General features: G+C 44.9%; 17 protein-coding genes and 1 tRNA gene. 13 read left to right on the forward strand and 5 right to left on the reverse strand.

The window, feature by feature from the left end:
* The first annotated feature begins 1 nt into the window (after window position 1).
* Together D104_RS23490 and thiH are read left to right on the forward strand one after the other, a co-directional pair.
* The gene (locus D104_RS23490) at window positions 2–778 is read left to right on the forward strand and encodes a thiazole synthase (RefSeq protein WP_024023093.1); all 777 of its coding nucleotides are present in this window, start codon (window positions 2–4) and stop codon (window positions 776–778) included.
* Window positions 775–1953, forward strand: coding sequence for a 2-iminoacetate synthase ThiH (gene thiH, locus D104_RS23495; protein ID WP_024023094.1), 1179 nt, complete (start codon window positions 775–777; stop codon window positions 1951–1953). Before D104_RS23490 ends, thiH begins: the two co-directional genes overlap by 4 nt.
* A gap of 104 nt (window positions 1954–2057) precedes the next feature.
* Here thiH and aroA read toward each other — a convergent pair whose 3' ends face one another.
* Window positions 2058–3335, reverse strand: a complete 1278-nt coding sequence (aroA, locus tag D104_RS23500) for a 3-phosphoshikimate 1-carboxyvinyltransferase (RefSeq protein WP_024023095.1) — start codon at window positions 3333–3335, stop codon at window positions 2058–2060.
* 299 nt (window positions 3336–3634) lie between these two features.
* Between aroA and D104_RS23505 the strand changes: the two genes are divergently transcribed.
* The gene (locus tag D104_RS23505; RefSeq protein WP_024023096.1) at window positions 3635–4534 is read left to right on the forward strand and encodes an aldo/keto reductase; all 900 of its coding nucleotides are present in this window, start codon (window positions 3635–3637) and stop codon (window positions 4532–4534) included.
* A 65-nt stretch (window positions 4535–4599) separates the two neighbouring features.
* Here the strand turns inward: D104_RS23505 and D104_RS37615 are convergent, their stop codons facing one another.
* Window positions 4600–5109, reverse strand: coding sequence for a YchJ family protein (locus tag D104_RS37615; protein WP_031214518.1), 510 nt, complete (start codon window positions 5107–5109; stop codon window positions 4600–4602).
* A 108-nt stretch (window positions 5110–5217) separates the two neighbouring features.
* Between D104_RS37615 and sbcB the strand changes: the two genes are divergently transcribed.
* From sbcB to pyrC, 4 genes are all read left to right on the forward strand, one after another.
* Window positions 5218–6672 carry an exodeoxyribonuclease I gene (gene sbcB / locus D104_RS23515; RefSeq protein ID WP_024023098.1) on the forward strand — a complete coding sequence of 485 codons (1455 nt, stop codon included), beginning with the start codon at window positions 5218–5220 and terminating at the stop codon, window positions 6670–6672.
* A 9-nt stretch (window positions 6673–6681) separates the two neighbouring features.
* Entirely contained in the window at window positions 6682–7725 is a 1044-nt protein-coding gene (locus tag D104_RS23520; RefSeq protein ID WP_024023099.1) for an AI-2E family transporter, read from the forward strand.
* A 155-nt stretch (window positions 7726–7880) separates the two neighbouring features.
* Window positions 7881–9755, forward strand: a complete 1875-nt coding sequence (locus D104_RS23525) for a DEAD/DEAH box helicase (protein ID WP_024023100.1) — start codon at window positions 7881–7883, stop codon at window positions 9753–9755.
* A gap of 197 nt (window positions 9756–9952) precedes the next feature.
* Window positions 9953–10984: a dihydroorotase gene (pyrC, locus tag D104_RS23530; protein WP_024023101.1), complete on the forward strand. Its 1032-nt coding sequence runs from the start codon at window positions 9953–9955 to the stop codon at window positions 10982–10984.
* A 138-nt stretch (window positions 10985–11122) separates the two neighbouring features.
* Here the strand turns inward: pyrC and D104_RS23535 are convergent.
* Window positions 11123–11207 (reverse strand) — tRNA-Leu (locus D104_RS23535).
* A gap of 184 nt (window positions 11208–11391) precedes the next feature.
* On the opposite strand from D104_RS23535, the gene D104_RS23540 reads away from it, so the two are divergent.
* The 5 genes from D104_RS23540 (at window position 11392) to D104_RS23560 (ending at window position 16712) form a co-directional block, all read left to right on the forward strand.
* Window positions 11392–12123: a DUF599 domain-containing protein gene (locus tag D104_RS23540; RefSeq protein WP_024023102.1), complete on the forward strand. Its 732-nt coding sequence runs from the start codon at window positions 11392–11394 to the stop codon at window positions 12121–12123.
* The gene (locus D104_RS23545; RefSeq protein WP_024023103.1) at window positions 12113–12817 is read left to right on the forward strand and encodes an O-methyltransferase; all 705 of its coding nucleotides are present in this window, start codon (window positions 12113–12115) and stop codon (window positions 12815–12817) included. The genes D104_RS23540 and D104_RS23545 overlap by 11 nt, the downstream gene beginning before the upstream one ends.
* A gap of 213 nt (window positions 12818–13030) precedes the next feature.
* On the forward strand, window positions 13031–14959 hold the full coding sequence (htpG, locus tag D104_RS23550) for a molecular chaperone HtpG (protein WP_024023104.1): 1929 nt from the start codon (window positions 13031–13033) through the stop codon (window positions 14957–14959).
* A 172-nt stretch (window positions 14960–15131) separates the two neighbouring features.
* The gene (locus D104_RS23555) at window positions 15132–15971 is read left to right on the forward strand and encodes a DNA ligase (RefSeq protein WP_024023105.1); all 840 of its coding nucleotides are present in this window, start codon (window positions 15132–15134) and stop codon (window positions 15969–15971) included.
* A 27-nt stretch (window positions 15972–15998) separates the two neighbouring features.
* On the forward strand, window positions 15999–16712 hold the full coding sequence (locus D104_RS23560) for an alpha/beta fold hydrolase (RefSeq protein WP_024023106.1): 714 nt from the start codon (window positions 15999–16001) through the stop codon (window positions 16710–16712).
* Here the strand turns inward: D104_RS23560 and D104_RS23565 are convergent.
* Together D104_RS23565 and xthA are read right to left on the reverse strand one after the other, a co-directional pair.
* Entirely contained in the window at window positions 16702–17016 is a 315-nt protein-coding gene (locus D104_RS23565) for an ArsR/SmtB family transcription factor (protein ID WP_024023107.1), read from the reverse strand. The genes D104_RS23560 and D104_RS23565 overlap by 11 nt on opposite strands.
* 178 nt (window positions 17017–17194) lie before the next feature.
* Window positions 17195–18010 carry an exodeoxyribonuclease III gene (gene xthA, locus D104_RS23570; RefSeq protein ID WP_024023108.1) on the reverse strand — a complete coding sequence of 272 codons (816 nt, stop codon included), beginning with the start codon at window positions 18008–18010 and terminating at the stop codon, window positions 17195–17197.
* A 184-nt stretch (window positions 18011–18194) separates the two neighbouring features.
* Here xthA and gorA point away from each other — a divergent pair, with 184 nt between their 5' ends.
* Window positions 18195–19571, forward strand: coding sequence for a glutathione-disulfide reductase (gene gorA / locus D104_RS23575; RefSeq protein ID WP_024023109.1), 1377 nt, complete (start codon window positions 18195–18197; stop codon window positions 19569–19571).
* Window positions 19572–19590 lie beyond the last annotated feature (19 nt).

The following is a 19590-nucleotide window of genomic DNA, read 5'->3' on the forward strand; positions in this document are numbered from 1 at the left end:
CATGTCGTCTTTATTTATTGCTGGACACGAATTTCATTCTCGACTTTTTACGGGTACTGGCAAATACGCCAGCGCAGACGCCATGTTGGCGTCGTTAGTGGCCAGTGAAAGTGAACTGGTCACTTTGTCGTTACGCCGTATGGATTTAAAACACCAAAGTGACAACATTCTCCAACCTTTGCAGAAGCAAGGGATGAAACTGCTGCCAAATACGTCTGGCGCACGAACCGCAAAGGAGGCGGTTCTTGCAGCCGAATTGGCAAGAGATGCATTGGAAACTCATTGGGTGAAGTTAGAAATTCACCCAGATCCACGCTACTTGATGCCGGATGGCGTGGAAACCTTATTGGCTGCAGAAGCGCTGATCAAAAAAGGCTTTGTGGTGATGCCGTATGTTCATGCTGATCCGGTGTTGTGCAAGCGGCTTGAAGAAGTCGGTTGCCAGTGTGTCATGCCATTGGGTTCGCCGATTGGTTCCAATATGGGATTGGCGAGTCGTCCATTTTTGGAAATCATCATTGAGCAAAGCGCGGTGCCAGTGATCATTGACGCTGGCATTGGCGCGCCGTCGGATGCGGCGTTAGCGATGGAGATCGGCGCGGACGCTGTTTTGGTCAATACGGCGCTTGCGGTGGCCAAGCAACCCGCTCAAATGGGCGAAGCATTCCGATTAGCGGTGCAGGCTGGGCGCATAGCGTATGAGTCAGGTTTGGGTGAAAAGCGTGTTCAAGCGCAGGCGACCAGTCCGTTGACTGATTTTCTTGGAGGCTTGTCATGAGCTTGATTGCGAGCTCGAACCAAATGGCAAAAGTGAATATGTTAGAGCAAAGCCCAGCTGTTGACGGTCAGTTTAGTCAGGTTGTAGAAAGCGCAGATTGGCAACAAGTGACGCGATTGCATCACGCAAAAACCGAGCAAAATGTGAGGCAAGCTTTGAGTAAAAGTAAGCTCGATGTGGAAGACTTTGCCGCCTTAATCTCTCCTGCGGCAGAACCATTTTTACTGGAAATGGTCGCGAAAAGCGAACAGCTCACGTTGCAGCGTTTTGGCAATGCCTTAAGTTTGTTTGCGCCTTTGTACTTATCTAACACCTGTGCCAACGAATGTACGTATTGCGGCTTTTCCATGAGTAATGCGATGAAGCGCTTAACACTCAATGAAACGCAAATAGGGCAAGAAGTCGCGGCAATTAAAAGCAAAGGTTTTGATCATCTTTTATTGGTGACGGGCGAAACGAAAAGGGTCTCCATGCCGTACTTTGAACGCATGATTCCCTTAATTAAGCCGCATTTCAGTCAACTATCTATGGAGGTGCAACCATTAGAGACTGACGAATACAGGCGGCTAAAAGGCATCGGTTTGGATGGTGTTTTGGTGTATCAAGAGACCTATCGTCGTAAAACCTACCTAGAACATCATTTGCGTGGCAACAAATCCAATTTCAATTACCGGCTTGATGCGCCAGATCGAATTGGTCAGGCGGGCATTCATAAAATCGGTTTAGGGGTTTTATTGGGTTTGGAAGATTGGCGAACAGATTCTGTGATGATGGCGCACCATCTACGGCATTTGCAAAAGCGCTACTGGCGCAGCCGATTTAGTGTTGCGTTTCCACGTATTCGTCCCTGCAAAGGGGGGATCATACCGAAATCGGTCATTTCAGACCGACAGCTGGTGCAGTTGATTGCGGCGTGGCGGTTATTTGATAGAGATTTAGAAATGAGCTTGTCGACACGAGAGTCGCCTGAGTTTCGCCACCACGCGGTGCGAATGGGGTTTACGACGATGAGTGCCGAGTCTAAAACGCAACCCGGTGGGTATGCAGATGACTCTCAGGAGGCGTTGGAACAATTCGAAATAAGTGATGAACGTTCTGTGGCAGACATTTCAGCGATGATTCGATCGCAAGGGCGTGGCGTGGTGTGGAAGGACTGGGATCCTGCGTTATCGTAAGGTATTTAAAGATGTGAATCGGTTGTTTGGTATTAAAAAGTGGCTTCTAAGGTTTTTTTAGAAAGAACAAGGCTTCCCCTTAATAAAGGGAAGCCCGCAAATTTTTAGCTTGCGACGGAATTGAATAATTCAAAGTACGTCGGGAAGGTTTTTGATGTGCAACCTGGGTCGTTTATTGTGACTGGCGTGTCCGAGAAGGCGACCAATGAAAAGCACATGGCGATTCGATGGTCGTTGTACGTATCGATTTCGGCGTGTTTCAACTTTTCCACTGGTGTAACGGTAATGAAGTCTTTGCCTTCGATGACGTCAGCGCCGAGTTTTTTTAATTCCGTTGCCATGGCGTATAGACGGTCGGTTTCTTTTACGCGCCAGTTGTAGATGTTGCGAATGGTGGTCGGGCCTTTGGCGAACAGGGCGGTCGTTGCTATGGTCATGGCCGCATCTGGGATATGGTTCATGTCTAAGTCTACGCCGTTTAGTTCGTTGTGTTCCGCTTCTATCCACGTTGGGCCGTAGGTAATTTTGGCGCCCATTTGCGCAAGTACATCGGCGAATTTTACATCACCTTGTACGCTGTCTGTTCCTACGCCGTGAACTTTGATTTTACCGCCGGCAATCGCAGCCGCTGCTAAGAAGTATGATGCAGAAGACGCATCGCCTTCCACCATGATCTCGCCTGGGCTTTGGTAGGTCTGTTGGCCTTTGACGACAAATGCTTGGTAACTTTGATTCTCTACTTCAACGCCGAATTGCTTCATCACATGCAATGTAATATCGATGTACGGCTTAGACACTAATTCACCATCAACTTTGATGGTTAAGTCGCTCTTTGCCAAAGGTGCGCTCATCAATATAGCGGTTAAAAATTGGCTAGAAATGTTGCCTTTGATGGAGACTTCGCCGCCAGACAAACCATTGGCTTTAATGCAAAGTGGCGGGTAGTTTTTCTCGCCTTCGTAAGCAATGTCTACGCCTAATGCTTGTAGTGCGTCGACTAGATCGCCAATTGGGCGCTCGTGCATTCGAGGTTCGCCGTGAAGGTGAAACTCACCTTGACCAAGACAAAGTGCTGCCGTAAGTGGGCGCATTGCCGTGCCGGCATTGCCAAGGAATAAATCGCCAAAATCGGCCTGAATGGGGCCACCAAGCCCTTCTAGAATACAAGTTGTGCCATTGTCTTCTAGAGAGTAGTTGACGCCTAATTTGGTTAAGCTTTCTAGCATGTGACGAATGTCGTCGCTGTCTAGTAAGTTGGTGATTTTCGTGGTGCCTTTAGCAAGCGTTGCCAACAATAAAATGCGGTTTGAAAGGCTTTTGGAACCCGGAATTTGGATCTCTCCATTTGCGTTGGAAAGAGGGCCTAGCGTAATTGAATTCATTATTAAGTCCATCACAGTGGTGTTGTGTTTGTTGGTTATTAGCGTATCGCTGCGAGTAAATTATAAGTGTTCGGTATTGCCCAAAAGTTGTCCGTTTGTATGTGGTCGCGTCGCTCTTTATGAAGAGGTCAGTCTTGAATGCGGATTAGTATACATTCGATGGCGTGCTGTGTCAGTGCTCACTATTATGCGTTGTGATATTGAATGCGTACTTTTTAATAAAAGCAGTTGATTTGTGTTGTGGCGAAATTTACTTAGAATAGCGCGCATTAAAATAATCATAGGAAAGGAGAGTAACCATGAGGCATCAATATCACCCGCTCGGTTTTGACGGTTCGCGTATTGCGCAAGGCTTTTGGCGAATGAATGAATGGAATATGACGGCTGAAGCGTCTTTGGGTTTTATAGAGGCTTGTTTGGATCTTGGTGTGACAACATTCGATCACGCGGATATCTATGGAGATTACCAGTGCGAAACATTATTTGGTAACGCGTTAGCACTTAAGCCTGCGTTACGAGAGAAAATGGAAATTGTCACGAAGTGCGGGATCTTGCTGCCCTCGAGTAATCGACCTGATATTAACGTACATCGTTATGATTATCGTGCGGAACACATTTTGGCGAGCGTGGATCGATCATTGGCAATTCTGCAGTGTGAATACATTGATACTTTGTTACTGCATCGCCCAAGTCCATTAATGGACGCTGACGAGATCGCTCAGGCATTTGATTTGCTGTTTACACTTGGTAAGGTGAAGCACTTTGGTGTGTCCAATTTCACCACAAATCAGTTTGATTTATTGCAGTCTCGCCTTGATGCACCGTTGATTATTAATCAAGTGGAATTGTCGCCGTTGGCATTGCAGCATTTTGAAGATGGCACGCTGGATCATGCTCAACGACATGCAGTGACGCCAATGGCATGGTCGCCTTTTGCTGGTGGTGAGTTGTTTTCTGGTACTGATGAAAAGGCAAAGCGAGTCCGTGCAATATTGGGTGAAATGGCTCAAAACAAAAAATGTTCGGTTGATCAGCTGGTTGTGGCTTGGTTGTTACGCCATCCGTCTGGTATTTGTCCTGTTATGGGGTCTGGGAAGATCGAGCGTTTAGCGGCGGCGGTTAATGCGGTGTCTATTGAGCTAAGCGATGACGATTGGTTTCGCGTTTGGATTGCATCGCAAGGTCATTCGGTTGCGTGATAATACAAAGCATCGCTTGAGCGTGGCGTTTGACATGCGATGATTTGCAAAGAGTGTTGCGCAGTTTATGTAACCGCGCAGCATTTTTTGAACTTTTTACCTGAGCCACACAAGCAAGGGTCGTTACGGCCTGTTTTCATTTCTTCAGAATTAATAAGCGGTGTGTTTTTCTGGACATCGTGTTCGCCAGAAATATAAAACCACTGACCTTTAGTTTTTTTGAAAATAGATCGTTCGCTTAAACGGCCAATGTGTTTGCCTTCTTTAAAATGGGCGGAAAAGGCCACGACGCCTGTTTTGTCTTTTTCTAAGCCTTCTTCCGTTTCGGTGATTTCCAGCTTGATCCATTTTGTGTGTTCATTGCTGTCTTGGATGTCTGTCGCGGATTGTTCTGGTGCTTCTTTTATTTTTTGTGTTGCGGCTATGTAGTCAAAGTCGCCAATGGCGAAAGCCGTATAGCGAGAGCGCATGAGTGTTTCGGCGGTCGGCGCTGTGCCTGGATTGTTGTGATACATGCCGCAGCACATTTCGTAAGGGCTTCCTGTTCCGCAAGGACATTTCACTGGGATTGGCATAGAACAACTCCTCTCATGGCCAAATACACTTTAATAAATGAACTTTAACAAATGAACTTCAAGGTGCGTATAATACCTGTCTTATTTAATGGCTAACAGGAATTATTTGTGACCTCATCGGGCCCAACTTCATTTTTTTGGTTTGATTTTGAAACAACTGGAACGGACCCAGCGCGAGATCGTCCTATGCAATTTGCAGGGATTAGAACAGATCTTGATTTTAATCCTATCGGCGAGCCTGTCATGTTTTATTGTCGGTTAGCAGAAGATGTTCTTCCTCAGCCGGAAGCGTGTTTGTTAACGGGAATCAGTCCGCAAGATGCAAATCGAGAAGGTTTGTGTGAAGCCGAATTTATGCAGGCAGTGGAAGCAGAGTTGTCATTGCCAGGAACGTGTGCGCTTGGCTACAACACCATTCGTTTTGATGATGAAGTGGTACGCCACGGTTTTTATCGTAACTTTATTGACCCATATGCACGTGAATGGCAAAACAATTGCTCTCGCTGGGATATGATTGATCTGGTTCGAATGACGTATGCAATGCGCCCAGAAGGGATTGTTTGGCCGAAAGGTGAAGACGGACAAGTCTCAATGAAACTGGAAGCGCTCACAAAAGCAAATGACATTGCCCACGAACAAGCGCATGACGCACTGTCAGATGTATACGGTACGATTGAAATTGCTAAGTTGATTCGTAGCAAGCAGCCGAGGTTGTTCGATTATTACCTGAAAATGCGTCAAAAGCATGAATTACAGCAATTTATTGATCCAGTTCGAATGAAGCCTTTTTTGCATATTTCGGGTATGTTCGGACAAGCGAAACATTATTCTGCATTTGTTGTTCCTATCGCGCCGCACCCAACGAATAAAAACGGTGTCATCGTTTACGACTTGATGTCGGATGCTCAGCCTTTGATTGATTTGAGTGTGGAAGAGATTCGTCATCGAGTGTTTACTCGCAAAGACGAATTAGGTGATTTAGAGCGATTGCCATTAAAGGTGATTCATTATAATAAATCCCCCGCGGTGGCACCGGCTACTTTCCTTAAAGATGCTGATGTGGTTAAGCGTTTAGCATTGGATGGTGAAATTTGTCGTCATAATCTTGCCGTTATTAATGGGCAAACTGGACTAGCGGCCAAGTTGAGTGATGTTTTTGTTCAAGAAGATCGACCGATTTTAAAAGACCCAGATTTAATGTTGTATACAGGCGGTTTTTTCTCACGCGAAGACAAAGTGAGAATGGAGTCGATTCGTTCGACACCGCCGAGCAGTTTGGCTGAACTAGCGATGTCGTTCGATGATCGACGCTTGCCAGAAATGTTAATGCGTTATATTGGTCGTAACTACCCTGATCAGTTAACCGAGTCTCAGCGAGTTGAGTGGGAAGAGTATCGTCAAATTCGTTTGCTTGAGGCGGATGGTGGCGGTTCTATTACGATGGAGCAATTTTTCGCTCAACTAAATCATATTGCTCAAACGCCAGATTTGCCTGCGTCTAAGCAAATTATGCTGCAAGATTTGGCGGACTACGCTCAAAGTATTTACCCAATACCAATGTAAGGAATAGAGATGATTGATCAGCATAAAGGAACACATTGGCTTGTCGGAGTGGCTGCATTTGTCATTATTATTGCGGGCTTAAAGGCGGCGTCACAGATTGTGGTTCCTTTAATGTTGTCTGTCTTTATCGCTATTATTTGTGCGCCAGCTATGTCGAGCTTGCGCCGACGAGGTTTGCCAACCTGGTTGTCTATCTTGCTGGTTGTGTTTGTCATCTTGGTTGGTATTAGCTCGCTTGCTTTATTGGTGGGTGCATCGTTGGACAGTTTTTCGAGTCAATTGCCTGTTTATAAACAGCGCTTTGCGGAAGAAACGTCTAACGTGATTAAGGTGTTTAATAGTCTTGGCGTACAAATATCGTACGATCAGGTGAAGGGTTATATTGATCCCTCAGCCTTGATGCAGATGGTCGCGAATGCGTTAAGGGGGTTGGGGAGTGCTCTAACGAATTTCATCTTAGTGGTGATGATCGTTATTTTTATATTGTTTGAAGCAGTGGAGTTGCCTAAGAAATTGTCGTTGGCGATGTCAGACACGTCAGGTTCAATTGAATGGTTTGAGTCATTTATTCGTTCGGTGAATCGTTATTTAATCATTAAGACATTGGTGAGTATGTTGACCGGTGTGCTAATCACCGTTTGGTTGTGGGTCTTGGGTGTTGATTTCCCGATTTTGTGGGGTGTGTGTGCTTTTCTTTTAAACTTTGTGCCAAATATCGGTTCCATTATCGCGGCCGTGCCGGTTGTGTTGTTGGCGTTTGTTCAGCTAGGAAGTTTATCAGCGGGTTTGACAGGATTGGGATTTTTGATCGTAAACTTGATTGTCGGCAATATGATTGAGCCTCGCTACATGGGGAAAGGCTTAGGGCTGTCTACTTTGGTGGTCTTTCTGTCTTTGTTGTTATGGGGGTGGGTTTTTGGCCCTGTCGGAATGCTGCTTTCTATTCCACTGACCATCATCATGAAATTGGCTTTTGAAGCCAATCCAAAAATGCATTGGCTGGCGATTATGATCGACTCAGAGTCTGAGGCGTCAAAACGCGATTCGAATTAAGAAGGTGCTAAGTCAGTCGTATCTTATTTTGAACCTTACTGGCTTTTTTTTATTTTTTCGCATATACTTCGCCATCGGATTTTCGTTCGAAGAATTCTATTAGGGCATGTAAATATTACAGGCCTTATACTCACCAAAAAAAGGTACTAATTTACATGTCTGATGCTGAAACTCAGCCTACATTTGATTCGTTGGGTCTAATCGCCCCTGTTCTTAAAGCGGTTGCTGACCTAGGTTACGAGCAACCATCTGCTATCCAAGCGCAAAGTATTCCATATTTATTAGAAGGTCGTGATCTTCTAGGACAAGCGCAAACGGGTACTGGTAAGACGGGAGCGTTCGCGCTTCCTTTGTTGTCTCGCATTGATATTACAGATAAAACGACACAATTACTTGTTCTGGCTCCAACTCGTGAACTTGCTATTCAGGTCGCTGAAGCATTTCAAAGTTACGCACGCCACCTTCCAGATTTCCATGTGTTGCCAATTTACGGCGGCATGTCGTATGACACTCAACTTCGTCAGCTAAAGCGTGGCGTTCAAGTTGTTGTTGGTACACCTGGCCGTGTTATGGATCATATTCGTCGTAAAACATTAAAACTAGATGGCCTTAAAGCGCTGGTACTTGATGAAGCGGACGAAATGCTACGTATGGGATTCATCGACGATGTCGAATGGGTTCTTGAGCAAACACCACCAACTCGCCAAATTGCTTTGTTTTCTGCAACGATGCCTAATGTGATTCGTCAAGTGGCTAACCGTCATTTGAATAACCCAAAAGAAATCAAAATTGTTACGAAAACATCGACGGCAACGACGATTACTCAAAAATACTGGCCAGTAAGTGGTTTGCATAAGCTTGACGCTTTGACTCGTATTCTTGAAATGAACGAACACGATGGCATGATCATCTTTGTTCGTACAAAAGCGGCAACGGTAGAATTGGCTGAAAAGCTGTGTGCTCGTGGCCATGCTTGTGAAGCTTTGAATGGTGATATTAGCCAGAATTTACGTGAACGTACGGTTGATCGTATCAAGAAAGGTCAAATTGACATTCTTGTTGCAACAGACGTTGTGGCGCGTGGTTTGGATGTAGAGCGTGTAAGTCACGTTGTAAACTATGATATTCCATACGATACAGAGTCTTATGTTCACCGTATTGGTCGTACGGGTCGTGCAGGCCGTTCAGGTACAGCAATTTTGTTTGTTGCTCCTCGTGAACGTCGCATGTTGCAAGCCATTGAGCGTGCAACTCGTCAGCCAATCGAAACAATGACACTTCCAACTGCGTCAGATATTAATGAGCATCGCGTTAATCGCTTCAAGCAGAAAATCACTGACGTGATGGACAATGAAAACCTCGATTTCTTCCTAGAGCTTGCGCAAAGCTACCAGAAAGATAATGAAGTTGATCCAATCAAAATGGCGGCTGCTTTAGCGCACATGGCTCAAGGCAAAAATCCATTGTTATTGTCAGAAATGGAAGTTCGCCAAGAGCGCAGAGAGCGTCGTGATGATCGCGAAAATTCTCGCGGTGATCGTGGAGAGCGCGGTGATCGTGCCCCTCGTGAGCGTAAAGTTCGACCAGTAACCGCTGATGCGATGCCGTTGAAAGACGATCCAAACACCGCAATGACGCGTTATGTTGTTCAGGTTGGTTACAGTGCAGGTGTTAAGCCAGGTAACATCGTTGGTGCGATTGCGAACGAAGCGGAAATTGAAAGCCGTTACATTGGTCACATTGAAATCTACGAAGATTTTGCGACTGTTGATTTACCAACAAACCTGGATTCAGGTGTATTGGGTAAATTAAGCAAAACGCGTATTTGTGGACAGCGTACAGACATTGCTAAGCTAGAGAATGCAGAAGAGTTGAATAAGCGAGCTGCTTCGCCTTCAACTCGCAAGCGTCCTTCTGGTGGCGGTGATCGTCGTCCTTCGAATGCTGGTGAACGTAAGCGTCCCGCTGGCGGCCGTGGAGATAATAACCGCGGTGAGCGTCGTCCAAGAGCGCCACGTAAAGACAGTTAAGTCGCTTTGCTGATGATTGACTTTGAAAAACCGAATCTTGTTTAGAGATTCGGTTTTTTTATGTCGATTTTTTGAATGCACCAAAATCAAAATCAAAGTCGAAGTGTTTGGCTCTGCTACTTCCATTGAGATTCTGTTAACATTCCTTTGCTTTTTCCCCTCTTTACTCTCTAATTAGTTATCTAAAAAGGCCTGTGATGAACGAAATTACTATAATCAAGCCAGACGATTGGCATTTACATTTTCGTGATCAAGACATGTTGCTTGAAACGGTTCCAGCAACGGCGCGTTGTTTTGAGCGTGCTGTGGTAATGCCTAATTTGGTGCCGCCTGTCACGACAGCTGCATTGGCGTTGAGTTACCAAGAGCGTATTTTGGCGGCTCGTCCAGAAGGCAGTACTTTTACGCCCGTGATGACGATTTATCTTACGGATAAGACCAGCATACAAGACATTAAAGATGCGAAAGCAGCCGGCGTTCTGGCGGCGAAAATGTATCCGGCTGGCGCCACCACAAATTCTGATTCTGGCGTAAACTCTCTGGAATCTCTTTACCCTGTGTTTGAAGCCTTAGCGGATAACGACATGTTGTTGTTGATTCATGGCGAAGTCACGCAGAAGCACATTGATATTTTTGATCGTGAGAAAGAGTTTATCGATCAGCACATGGTCAACATTGTTGATCGCGTTCCAAATCTAAAAGTGGTTTTTGAACACATTACTACGAAAGATGCTGTTGACTTCGTTTTGGCGGCGCGTGATGGTGTTGCCGCGACCATTACGCCTCAGCATTTGATGTTGAACCGTAATGACATGTTGGATGGCGGTATGCGTCCGCACAACTATTGTTTGCCTGTGCTTAAGCGTAGCACTCACCAAGAAGCGCTTCGAGCCGTGGTAAAGTCGGGTTCACCAAAGTTCTTCTTAGGGACGGATTCTGCGCCGCACGCGAAGCATCGTAAAGAGTCTGATTGCGGTTGTGCGGGTTGTTATAGCGCTTGGTCTGCTTTGGAGCTTTATACACAAGTGTTTGATGAGCTTGGTGCGTTAGATAAATTAGAAGGCTTTGCGAGTCTGTATGGTGCCGATTTTTATGGCTTGCCACGTAACACAGAAACCGTAACCTTGGTTCGTGAGTCATGGGAAGTGCCGGCGAGCATTACCTTGCCAAACGGCGATCCGATTGTACCATTTTTTGCGGGTAAGCAAGTGGCTTGGAAGCTGAAATAGTACTGACAGCGGTTTCTTAAAAATGCCAAAGCCGAATTCAGAAATGGGTTCGGTTTTTTATTGGATCCAGAAGTTGAGCAGAGTGTTTGGCTTGAAGGGAATTCTGTATGGAAAAGACATTTTTTTGAAAGGAAATGATGGTGCGGATGGAGAGACTCGAACTCTCACGCCGTGAAGCACTGGAACCTAAATCCAGCGTGTCTACCAATTCCACCACATCCGCATGTCGTGTTGACGAGGCGGAATATTACCGATATTCAGACATGATGCAAGTCTTATTTGGAAGATGGTGAAAATTATTTACGTTATGTTTTTTGCAGGCTTTTTATCGGTGTAAACAGGGACATACAAAGTGAAAAATGATCTAATGTTGGCAACATAAATTGTTATCGAAGCAGAGTTGAATTATGGAAAGTCGTTCAGTTTCCTTACTATTAAACACACTTGATCTTACTACGCTTTTTGTCTTTTTTACTTGTTGGTGGGGCTATGCTTTTTATGCCCAATATAATTCAAAACGACGTGCTTGTTTGGTCAGTGTCCTTCATCAATTTCGATTGGCTTGGATGTCCCGGTTATTGCGCCGAGATAACCGAATTGCCGATGCGTCTGTGATGGCAAACTTAGAGCGGAGCAGTTTGTTTTTTGCTTCAAGTAGTTTATTGATTATTGCCGGTTTGTTTACCGCGTTTAACTATTCTGAAAAAGCGCTTGGTATTCTTTCGGACTTCTACCTTTTGGCACCGATGAGCCCACAAGAATGGGAAGTTAAAATTATCGTCTTGGTGGCCATATTTTCTTATGCCTTTTTTACCTTTACTTGGTCGGTTCGACAATACAATTTTTGCTCTGTATTAGTAGGGAGTGCACCGCTTGCAACGGAGCGTGGTATTGAAGACAGTGAGCGCGAATTGTACGCGATGCACATGGCGCAAATTTGCAGCTTGGCGGCCAATCAGTTCAATTACGGCTTACGGGCTTATTATTTTGCGATGGCATTTTGTGGCTGGTTTCTGGGCCCTTATTTTTGTATGGCGGCCAGTGTGATGGTAGTGGCTGTACTGTATCGTCGTGAATTTCGATCGAAAACCTTTAAAACCTTGAGCCGTGGACTCGTGATGAAATCCCATGCTTCCTAATTTTCCTAAACCCTTACCAGAAGATGATAAACCTGTAAATCGCACCGTAAATGTTGATGATAGGCTTTATCAATATTTGGTAGATGTGTCTGTTCGAGAGTCTGATTTATTAAAATCACTACGTCGAGAAACGGCGCAATATCATATGGCGCGTATGCAGTTGTCGCCAGAAGTTGGCCAGTTGTTGGCTTTGCTCGTTAAAATGCAGGCGCCATCGAAGATTCTCGAAATTGGCGTTTTTACGGGTTATAGCACCTTGTCGATGGCGATGGCGATGCCGAAAGACGCGACGCTAGTAGCCATTGAAAAGAAACAAATGTGGTTGGACATTGCGGCGCGTTATTTAGATCAAGCTGGCGTGATGGATAGGGTTACAACTTATTGTGATAAGGCACTGCCAGTCATGACGTCTTTGCTGGAAAATGAGTCGGAGACTTTCGATTTTATCTTCATTGATGCAGATAAGAAAAATTTGCTGGCGTATTACCAATTGGCCAAGCAATTATTGCGCCCAGGCGGCTGTTTGTTGATCGATAATACCTTGTGGTGGGGGAATGTCGCAGATGACGACTTTACCGATAAAGACACCAAAATTGTTCGTGAGTTGAATACAACCATTCATCAAGATCAAGCCGTTGATTTATCGCTCATTCCGATCGGCGATGGGCTGACATTGGTTCGCAAGCGCATTTAATTTAACGCGCTTTCTGTCTTAAGCTCTGCTCTCAAATTCCTCTCTAAATGCACTAACAATCTAATATCCATAATAAATTTGTGACTTTTTCTTTGTTTTGCTTACGCTGCCTCTTGAAATCGCGTCAAGAGGCTTTATTTATGGAGCACAAGTGAAAAGAAATACGCCTTTGATTGTAATCGAAGGTTCATTCAAATAGGAGCAAGCTACAACATGGCAACTGATACTCAAAAAGAAACGTTAGGATTTCAAACGGAAGTAAAACAACTACTGCATTTGATGATCCATTCTTTGTACTCCAACAAAGAGATCTTTCTACGAGAGCTCATTTCAAACGCATCCGATGCGGTCGATAAGCTTCGCTTTGAGTCTGTCGCTAACGCAGACCTTCTCGCTGAAGACCCGAACCTACGTGTTCGCATTGAATTTGATAAAGAAACAAACACCGTGATTATTGATGACAACGGCGTTGGTATGTCTCGTGAAGAAGCCATTACCAACCTTGGTACTATCGCCAAATCTGGTACGTCTTCTTTCCTAGAGCAATTAAGCGGCGATCAAAAGAAAGACAGCCAGCTTATTGGTCAGTTTGGTGTGGGTTTTTATTCTGCTTTCATCGTTGCTGACAAAGTGACTGTCGAAACTCGTCGTGCTGGCGCGTCGGAAAATGAAGCGGTTCGTTGGGTGTCTGATGGTTCTGGTGAATTCACTATTGAAAACATCGACAAAGCGACACGCGGATCGCGCATTACCTTGCATTTGAAAACAGAAGAAAAAGACTTTGCGGATAACTTCCGTCTTCGCTCTTTAGTGACAAAATATTCGGATCATATTTCCATTCCTGTTGAAATGGAAAAGCCGGTGTATCCAGAAATGGACGAAGAGGGCAACCCTAAGCCTGTTGATGAAAGCAAAGCGGCTGAATTCGAAGCAGTGAATTCAGCGAAAGCGTTGTGGACTCGTCCTCGTAACGAAGTAACAGAAGAAGAATACCAAGAATTCTACAAGCACATCTCTCATGATTACCAAGAACCTTTGAAGTGGTCTCACAATAAGGTAGAAGGTAAGTTGGAATACGCAAGCTTGCTGTACATTCCGTCTAAAGCGCCTTACGACCTTTGGAATCGTGACATGCAACGTGGCCTGAAATTGTACGTTCAGCGCGTGTTTATCATGGATGAAGCAGAAGCCTTCTTGCCGCCTTACATGCGTTTCGTAAAAGGTGTGGTGGATTCTAACGATCTGTCTTTGAACGTCTCTCGTGAGATCTTGCAAAACGACCACGCGGTTGACTCTATGCGCTCTGCATTGACCAAACGTGTGTTGGACATGCTGACTAAGATGGCGAAGAACGAACCAGAAGATTACCAAAAATTCTGGGACGAGTTTGGTAACGTCATCAAAGAAGGCCCTGCAGATGACATGGGCAATAAAGACAAAATCGCTGGTTTGTTACGTTTCAGCTCAACCAATAACGACGCACCAGAGCAAACGGTATCATTGGCTCAATACATCGAGCGTATGAGCGAAGGTCAAGATAAGATTTACTACATCTATGCGGAAAGCCATAACACGGCGAAAAACAGCCCGCATCTAGAAATTCTTCGTAAGAAAGGCTACGAAGTCTTGTTGCTGAGCGATCGTATCGACGAATGGATGATGTCTTCATTGCAAGAATTTGAAGGCAAATCTTTCCAAGACGTGACCAAAGGCAAGCTGGACTTAGCCGATCAAGAAAACGAAGAAGAGAAGAAAGAAAAAGAAGAAAAAGCGGAGCAAATGAAGCCGCTTCTTGATCGCATGAAAGCGGTATTAGAAGAGAAAGTGGCCAGTGTAAATTCAACAGACCGTTTGACAAATTCACCAGCGTGTTTGGTGGTTGGCGAAAACGACATGGGGCTGCAAATGCGTCGTTTGCTTGAGCAAGCGGGTCAGAAGCTACCAGAATCTAAACCAACGCTTGAGGTGAACCCTGATCACCCAATCGTGGCGAAGATGAATGATGAATCTGATGAAGAGCGCTTTGCGGACATGGCTTGGTTGTTGTTTGAACAAGCTACCTTGTCTGAAGGTGGTCAATTAGAAGATCCTGCGACCTTTGTTAGCCGCATGAATAAGTTGATTGTTCAGCTGAGCAAATAAGTAACAGCGACACCGTTTCTTTTTAGAACATAAAAGCCCATATTGGATGACCAATATGGGCTTTTTTTATGACGGCATTTATTACCATGTGAAAGTTTGATTCATTAATTGAAATGGTTTAGCGTTATCACGTGCTAAGGAGTAGCGCATTTATTTATCAAAGGAGTGAAAAATGTTGTCTAAAAAGTATTTGTTGGTTTTTCTGTGGTTGTTTTCTGTCTTGTTGCGTGCTCAACCAGAAGTGCAGCTTGCAACCCAATTTACGGAAGGTACTCACGTCGATGAGTATTTAGTGAGTGAAAAATACGATGGCATTCGCGCCATTTGGACAGGAGAGGCGCTGCTGACTCGTCAAGGTAATCCTATTAATGCACCGAGTTGGTTTACTGAAAAATTGCCAAATGTTTGGCTGGATGGTGAGCTTTGGTCGAAGCACAATGACTTTGAGTTTGTTATGTCGACCGTCAGGAAAAATAACCCCGTTGATGATGAGTGGCGAAAAATACATTACATGATATTTGACGCGCCAGACAAAGAAAAAGCCATGACGTTTGAAGCAAGATTTACACGTTACACTCGTATTGTTAATGCTCTCAAATTACCGCATGTTATCCCTATCAAACAATTCACCGTCGCTAATAATCAAATGCTCCAGAATGTCTTGGATGAATATGTCCAGCAGGGCGCAGAAGGCTTGATTTTGCATCGTAAGTTGGCGCGCTTCGAAAGCGGCAGAACCGACAATTTACTCAAATTGAAACCGCATATGGATGCCGATGCGAAGGTCATTGAGATTCTAAACGGTTCTGGAAAATACGACGGCATGATGGGCTCAATGTTGGTTGAAATGCCATCTGGTATTCGCTTTAAAATAGGCAGTGGTTTTACCGATGCTGAGCGAGCGTCTCCACCTCAGCCCGGTGAATTTGTAATATATAAATATCATGGTTTTACCGAACGTGGGGTGCCTCGTTTTGCGAGTTTTTTACGTCTTCGTAATCAAGGTTATTAACAGCACATTTTCAGCAGAGAGAGCGCTTTGATCGAAATTTATTGTTTACCAGGCACAATGTGCGATCAACGGTTATGGGATTCTACACAAGCGGCATTAGGTCAGGATGTCGTATTGCGTCCTATCGCGATCCCAATGGAAGACAGTATTGAGTTGATCGTAAGGGTATTGGCGGATGTCCTGCCGCAACAGCCAATTCATTTACTTGGGTTTTCCATGGGCGGTTATATTGCGAGTGCTTTTGCCAGTCAATATCCTCAGAGAGTTTGTCGTTTAATGGTCGTGTCGAATACCTCGACTGGGTTGTTGGCGGCGGAGCGGCGGCAGCGTGAAGTGGCTCTCGATTGGGTTCAGAAGCAGGGTTATCGAGGGCTGCCAAGGAAAAAAGCGCAAGCCATGTTGGGCGATAAGCATAAGGGCAATGAATTGATTTTAGACATTATGAAAACTATGGACAAGGCGCTTGGTGAGCGTATCTTGATTCAGCAGTTGCAGAGTAGCTTGGACCGTCCTGATCTTTTGTCGTATCTAGAGCAAACGCATCTCCCTATCTGTTTTGCAGTGGGTAAAGAGGATGCATTAATGCCAGCATCTGCATTGGAGCAGATTGAAAACAATGAGCATTTTGATTTGAATACAGCGGAACAGTGTGGACACATGCTGCCTTTAGAGCAGCCAATTTGGCTGTCTGCGTTGATTCACCGTTTCTATGCTGAAGAGACAAATAGAATTATAAAGTAGGGCAAAATAATAGGTGTAGAGTTTGGATTAGTTCCTTCACCTTGGCATCACCGATACGGTAATAAATCGTCTGAGATTCACGACGAGTGTTGACTAAACCGTCTTTTCTTAATATGGCCAGATGTTGAGAAAGGGCAGATTGACTCAGTGGCAGCTTTTCGTTCAGTGCAGTGACGGACAGTTCTTGATCCAGTAAATGGCATAAAATCATGAGACGGTTTTCATTGCTTAATGCTTTTAAAAACACGGCGGCTTGTGATGACTGGCGCAACATGTCTTCCATTGTGGGTGTGTCGTTATTCATGTACGTATCTCGTTTAAAACAGAGCAAATGGCATGCTTTGCTGTATGACAATAATAAAACCATCCACATTGTCTGTGGATAAATTTTGTATAGACAGAGTTAATAGCGGTTCTCATCAAGTAAGGCGGTCACTGTATCATTTTGTATGTTATTTGATCAGGTTCCGCCTTGGCATTTTTTATGGGGTTAATTTGAACGTTGTCCAAATTGGTGCGTGGTCAGAAGGTTTTTCTAAGGCGCGTAATTCATAGTCTACATCGGAATCTTCCAAGTAAGGCGTTAAGCCATTGGAAGACATGATAACGTCAATTCTTAGGCCACGCTTTGGCGTATCGTCGAAGCCTTTTGAGCGATAATCAAACCAGCTAAAACGGTCGTTTTTGGTTGGGTTTAGTTGGCGGTAAGTGTCAGTCAGTCCCCAATTCGTTAATGTACTAAACCATTCTCTTTCTTCTGGTAAAAAGCTGCATTTCCCCGTCTTTAACCAACGCTTTGCATTGGGTTCACCAATGCCGATATCCAAATCCGTTGGCGAAATATTTATATCTCCCATGACGATGATTTTTTCATCAGCAGAGTGAGATGCGAGATAGCGCATTAGATCCGCATAGAACTTACGCTTTGAGGGAAATTTGGTTTCGTGGTCACGGCTTTCTCCTTGAGGAAAGTAACCGTTTAGTACTTTAACCGGACCTTGTGGGGTATCGAATGTGGCGATGATCATGCGGCGCTGAGCATCTTCGTCGTCGCCAGGGAAGCCGTACTCTACGCTAGTGGCTTCTTGCTTACTAAAAATCGCCACGCCGTAGTGGGATTTTTGGCCATAATAATAGGCATGATAGCCAACCGATTTGGGGATCTCATGCGGGAACGCATCATCATGAACCTTGATTTCTTGTAAGCCGATAACGTCCGGTGCATGCTTTTCTACAAGTGCTTCTATCTGATGTGGTCGAGCTCGTAAGCCATTGATATTAAAAGAGACAAATTTCATGAGAATTATTTCCGTAGCAAGTTGTCCTAATCATACCTAGATGTGGCGCGCTCATAAAGTGCTGAACCCATGTAACTTGGTTGGTTTTTTAGATCGTGATAATAGCGGTATTCTTTTTAACATCTTTAAATTGCCCTGTTACACTGGTTGAATGATTTTAATGGATAACATTGGAGTGCGAAAAATGGCTTATCAGTACGATTTATTTGTAATTGGCGCAGGCTCAGGCGGTGTAAGAGCGAGTCGTGTTGCGGCCTCAAAAGGCTACAAAGTCGCGGTTGCAGAAGGCAGCGCATTAGGCGGTACTTGTGTGAACATTGGTTGTGTTCCTAAGAAGCTTTTTGTTTACGCGTCTGAATACGGCCATGGTTTTGATGAAGCGGCAGGGTTTGGTTGGAAACACGAAGGCCTTCAATTTAATTGGTCTGTATTGCGTGATAACAAAACCAAAGAAATCGAGCGCCTAAACGGCATTTATGGCAACTTGCTGAACAATGCAGGTGTAGAGTTGATTTCTGGTTTTGCTAGCTTTGTGGATGAACATACTGTCATGGTGGATGGAAAAACCTACACAGCAGAGCGGATTCTTATCGCCGTTGGCGCAAAACCTTTCATACCAGAATTTCAGGGAAGCGATTTGGTCGTTAGCTCCAACGAAATGTTTTATCTTGATGAGCTGCCCAAAAAAGCTCTCGTTGTGGGTGGTGGTTATATTGCGGTTGAGTTTGCTGGGATTTTGAATGGCCTAGGCGTGGAAACCGCATTGGCTTATCGCGGTGATCAGTTACTTCGCGGCTTCGACGAAGATGTCCGAGCGTTTGCCAGTGAAGAGTACGCTAAATCTGGCATTGATGTGCGTTTGAATACTGATGTTGAGCGCATTGAATTACTTGATACCGCTAATCCAAACGGCGCTCGAACGGTTCATTTCAAAGATGGTCATTCAGAAACGTTTGGTTTGATCCTTTATGCAACGGGCCGAGTGCCTAATGTGGCGTCACTGGCGCTTGAAAAAGCCGGTGTCGAGACGGGCAAAAATGGCGCGGTAATCATTGATAAAAACTTCACGACATCAGCAAGAAGCGTGTTTGCCTTAGGGGATGTGACGGACAATATTCAATTAACGCCGGTTGCTATTAAAGAAGCCATGGCGCTGATCGATTACTGGTTTGATGGCAAACAAGTTGATTTTGATTACGACAACATTCCAACTGCGGTTTTCAGCCAACCAGCGATTGGTACGGTGGGTTTGTCTGAGCAAGAGGCGGAAAAACGCGGCCTAGACTTCCGAGTTTATCAAACGGACTTCCGTCCAATGAAACACACGTTAAGTGGCGGCACTGCACGTTCTTTGATGAAATTGTTGGTGAACAACGCAGACGATAAAGTAATTGGTGCGCACATGGTCGGTGATTATTCGGGCGAAATTATTCAAGGTCTTGGCATTGCATTAAAAGCAGGCGCGACGAAAGCCGACTTTGATGCGACGGTTGGCGTTCATCCAACCAGCGCTGAAGAGTTTGTTACTTTCACAGCAGGGTCGCTCAAAGAACGTAAATAGTGTTTGAGTTGTCCTTTCG

It is taken from the genome of Marinomonas profundimaris, from assembly GCF_000508165.1.
GTDB classification, from domain to species: Bacteria; Pseudomonadota; Gammaproteobacteria; order Pseudomonadales; family Marinomonadaceae; genus Marinomonas; species Marinomonas profundimaris.

Coding starts and splice junctions, on each gene's coding strand:
- D104_RS23490 (WP_024023093.1), top strand. CDS start 2: ATGTCGTCTTTATTTATTGCTGGACACGAATTTCATTCTCGACTTTTT.
- thiH (WP_024023094.1), top strand. CDS start 775: ATGAGCTTGATTGCGAGCTCGAACCAAATGGCAAAAGTGAATATGTTA.
- aroA (WP_024023095.1), bottom strand. CDS start 3,335: ATGAATTCAATTACGCTAGGCCCTCTTTCCAACGCAAATGGAGAGATC.
- D104_RS23505 (WP_024023096.1), top strand. CDS start 3,635: ATGAGGCATCAATATCACCCGCTCGGTTTTGACGGTTCGCGTATTGCG.
- D104_RS37615 (WP_031214518.1), bottom strand. CDS start 5,109: ATGCCAATCCCAGTGAAATGTCCTTGCGGAACAGGAAGCCCTTACGAA.
- D104_RS23520 (WP_024023099.1), top strand. CDS start 6,682: ATGATTGATCAGCATAAAGGAACACATTGGCTTGTCGGAGTGGCTGCA.
- D104_RS23525 (WP_024023100.1), top strand. CDS start 7,881: ATGTCTGATGCTGAAACTCAGCCTACATTTGATTCGTTGGGTCTAATC.
- pyrC (WP_024023101.1), top strand. CDS start 9,953: ATGAACGAAATTACTATAATCAAGCCAGACGATTGGCATTTACATTTT.
- D104_RS23540 (WP_024023102.1), top strand. CDS start 11,392: ATGGAAAGTCGTTCAGTTTCCTTACTATTAAACACACTTGATCTTACT.
- D104_RS23545 (WP_024023103.1), top strand. CDS start 12,113: ATGCTTCCTAATTTTCCTAAACCCTTACCAGAAGATGATAAACCTGTA.
- htpG (WP_024023104.1), top strand. CDS start 13,031: ATGGCAACTGATACTCAAAAAGAAACGTTAGGATTTCAAACGGAAGTA.
- D104_RS23555 (WP_024023105.1), top strand. CDS start 15,132: ATGTTGTCTAAAAAGTATTTGTTGGTTTTTCTGTGGTTGTTTTCTGTC.
- D104_RS23565 (WP_024023107.1), bottom strand. CDS start 17,016: ATGAATAACGACACACCCACAATGGAAGACATGTTGCGCCAGTCATCA.
- xthA (WP_024023108.1), bottom strand. CDS start 18,010: ATGAAATTTGTCTCTTTTAATATCAATGGCTTACGAGCTCGACCACAT.
- gorA (WP_024023109.1), top strand. CDS start 18,195: ATGGCTTATCAGTACGATTTATTTGTAATTGGCGCAGGCTCAGGCGGT.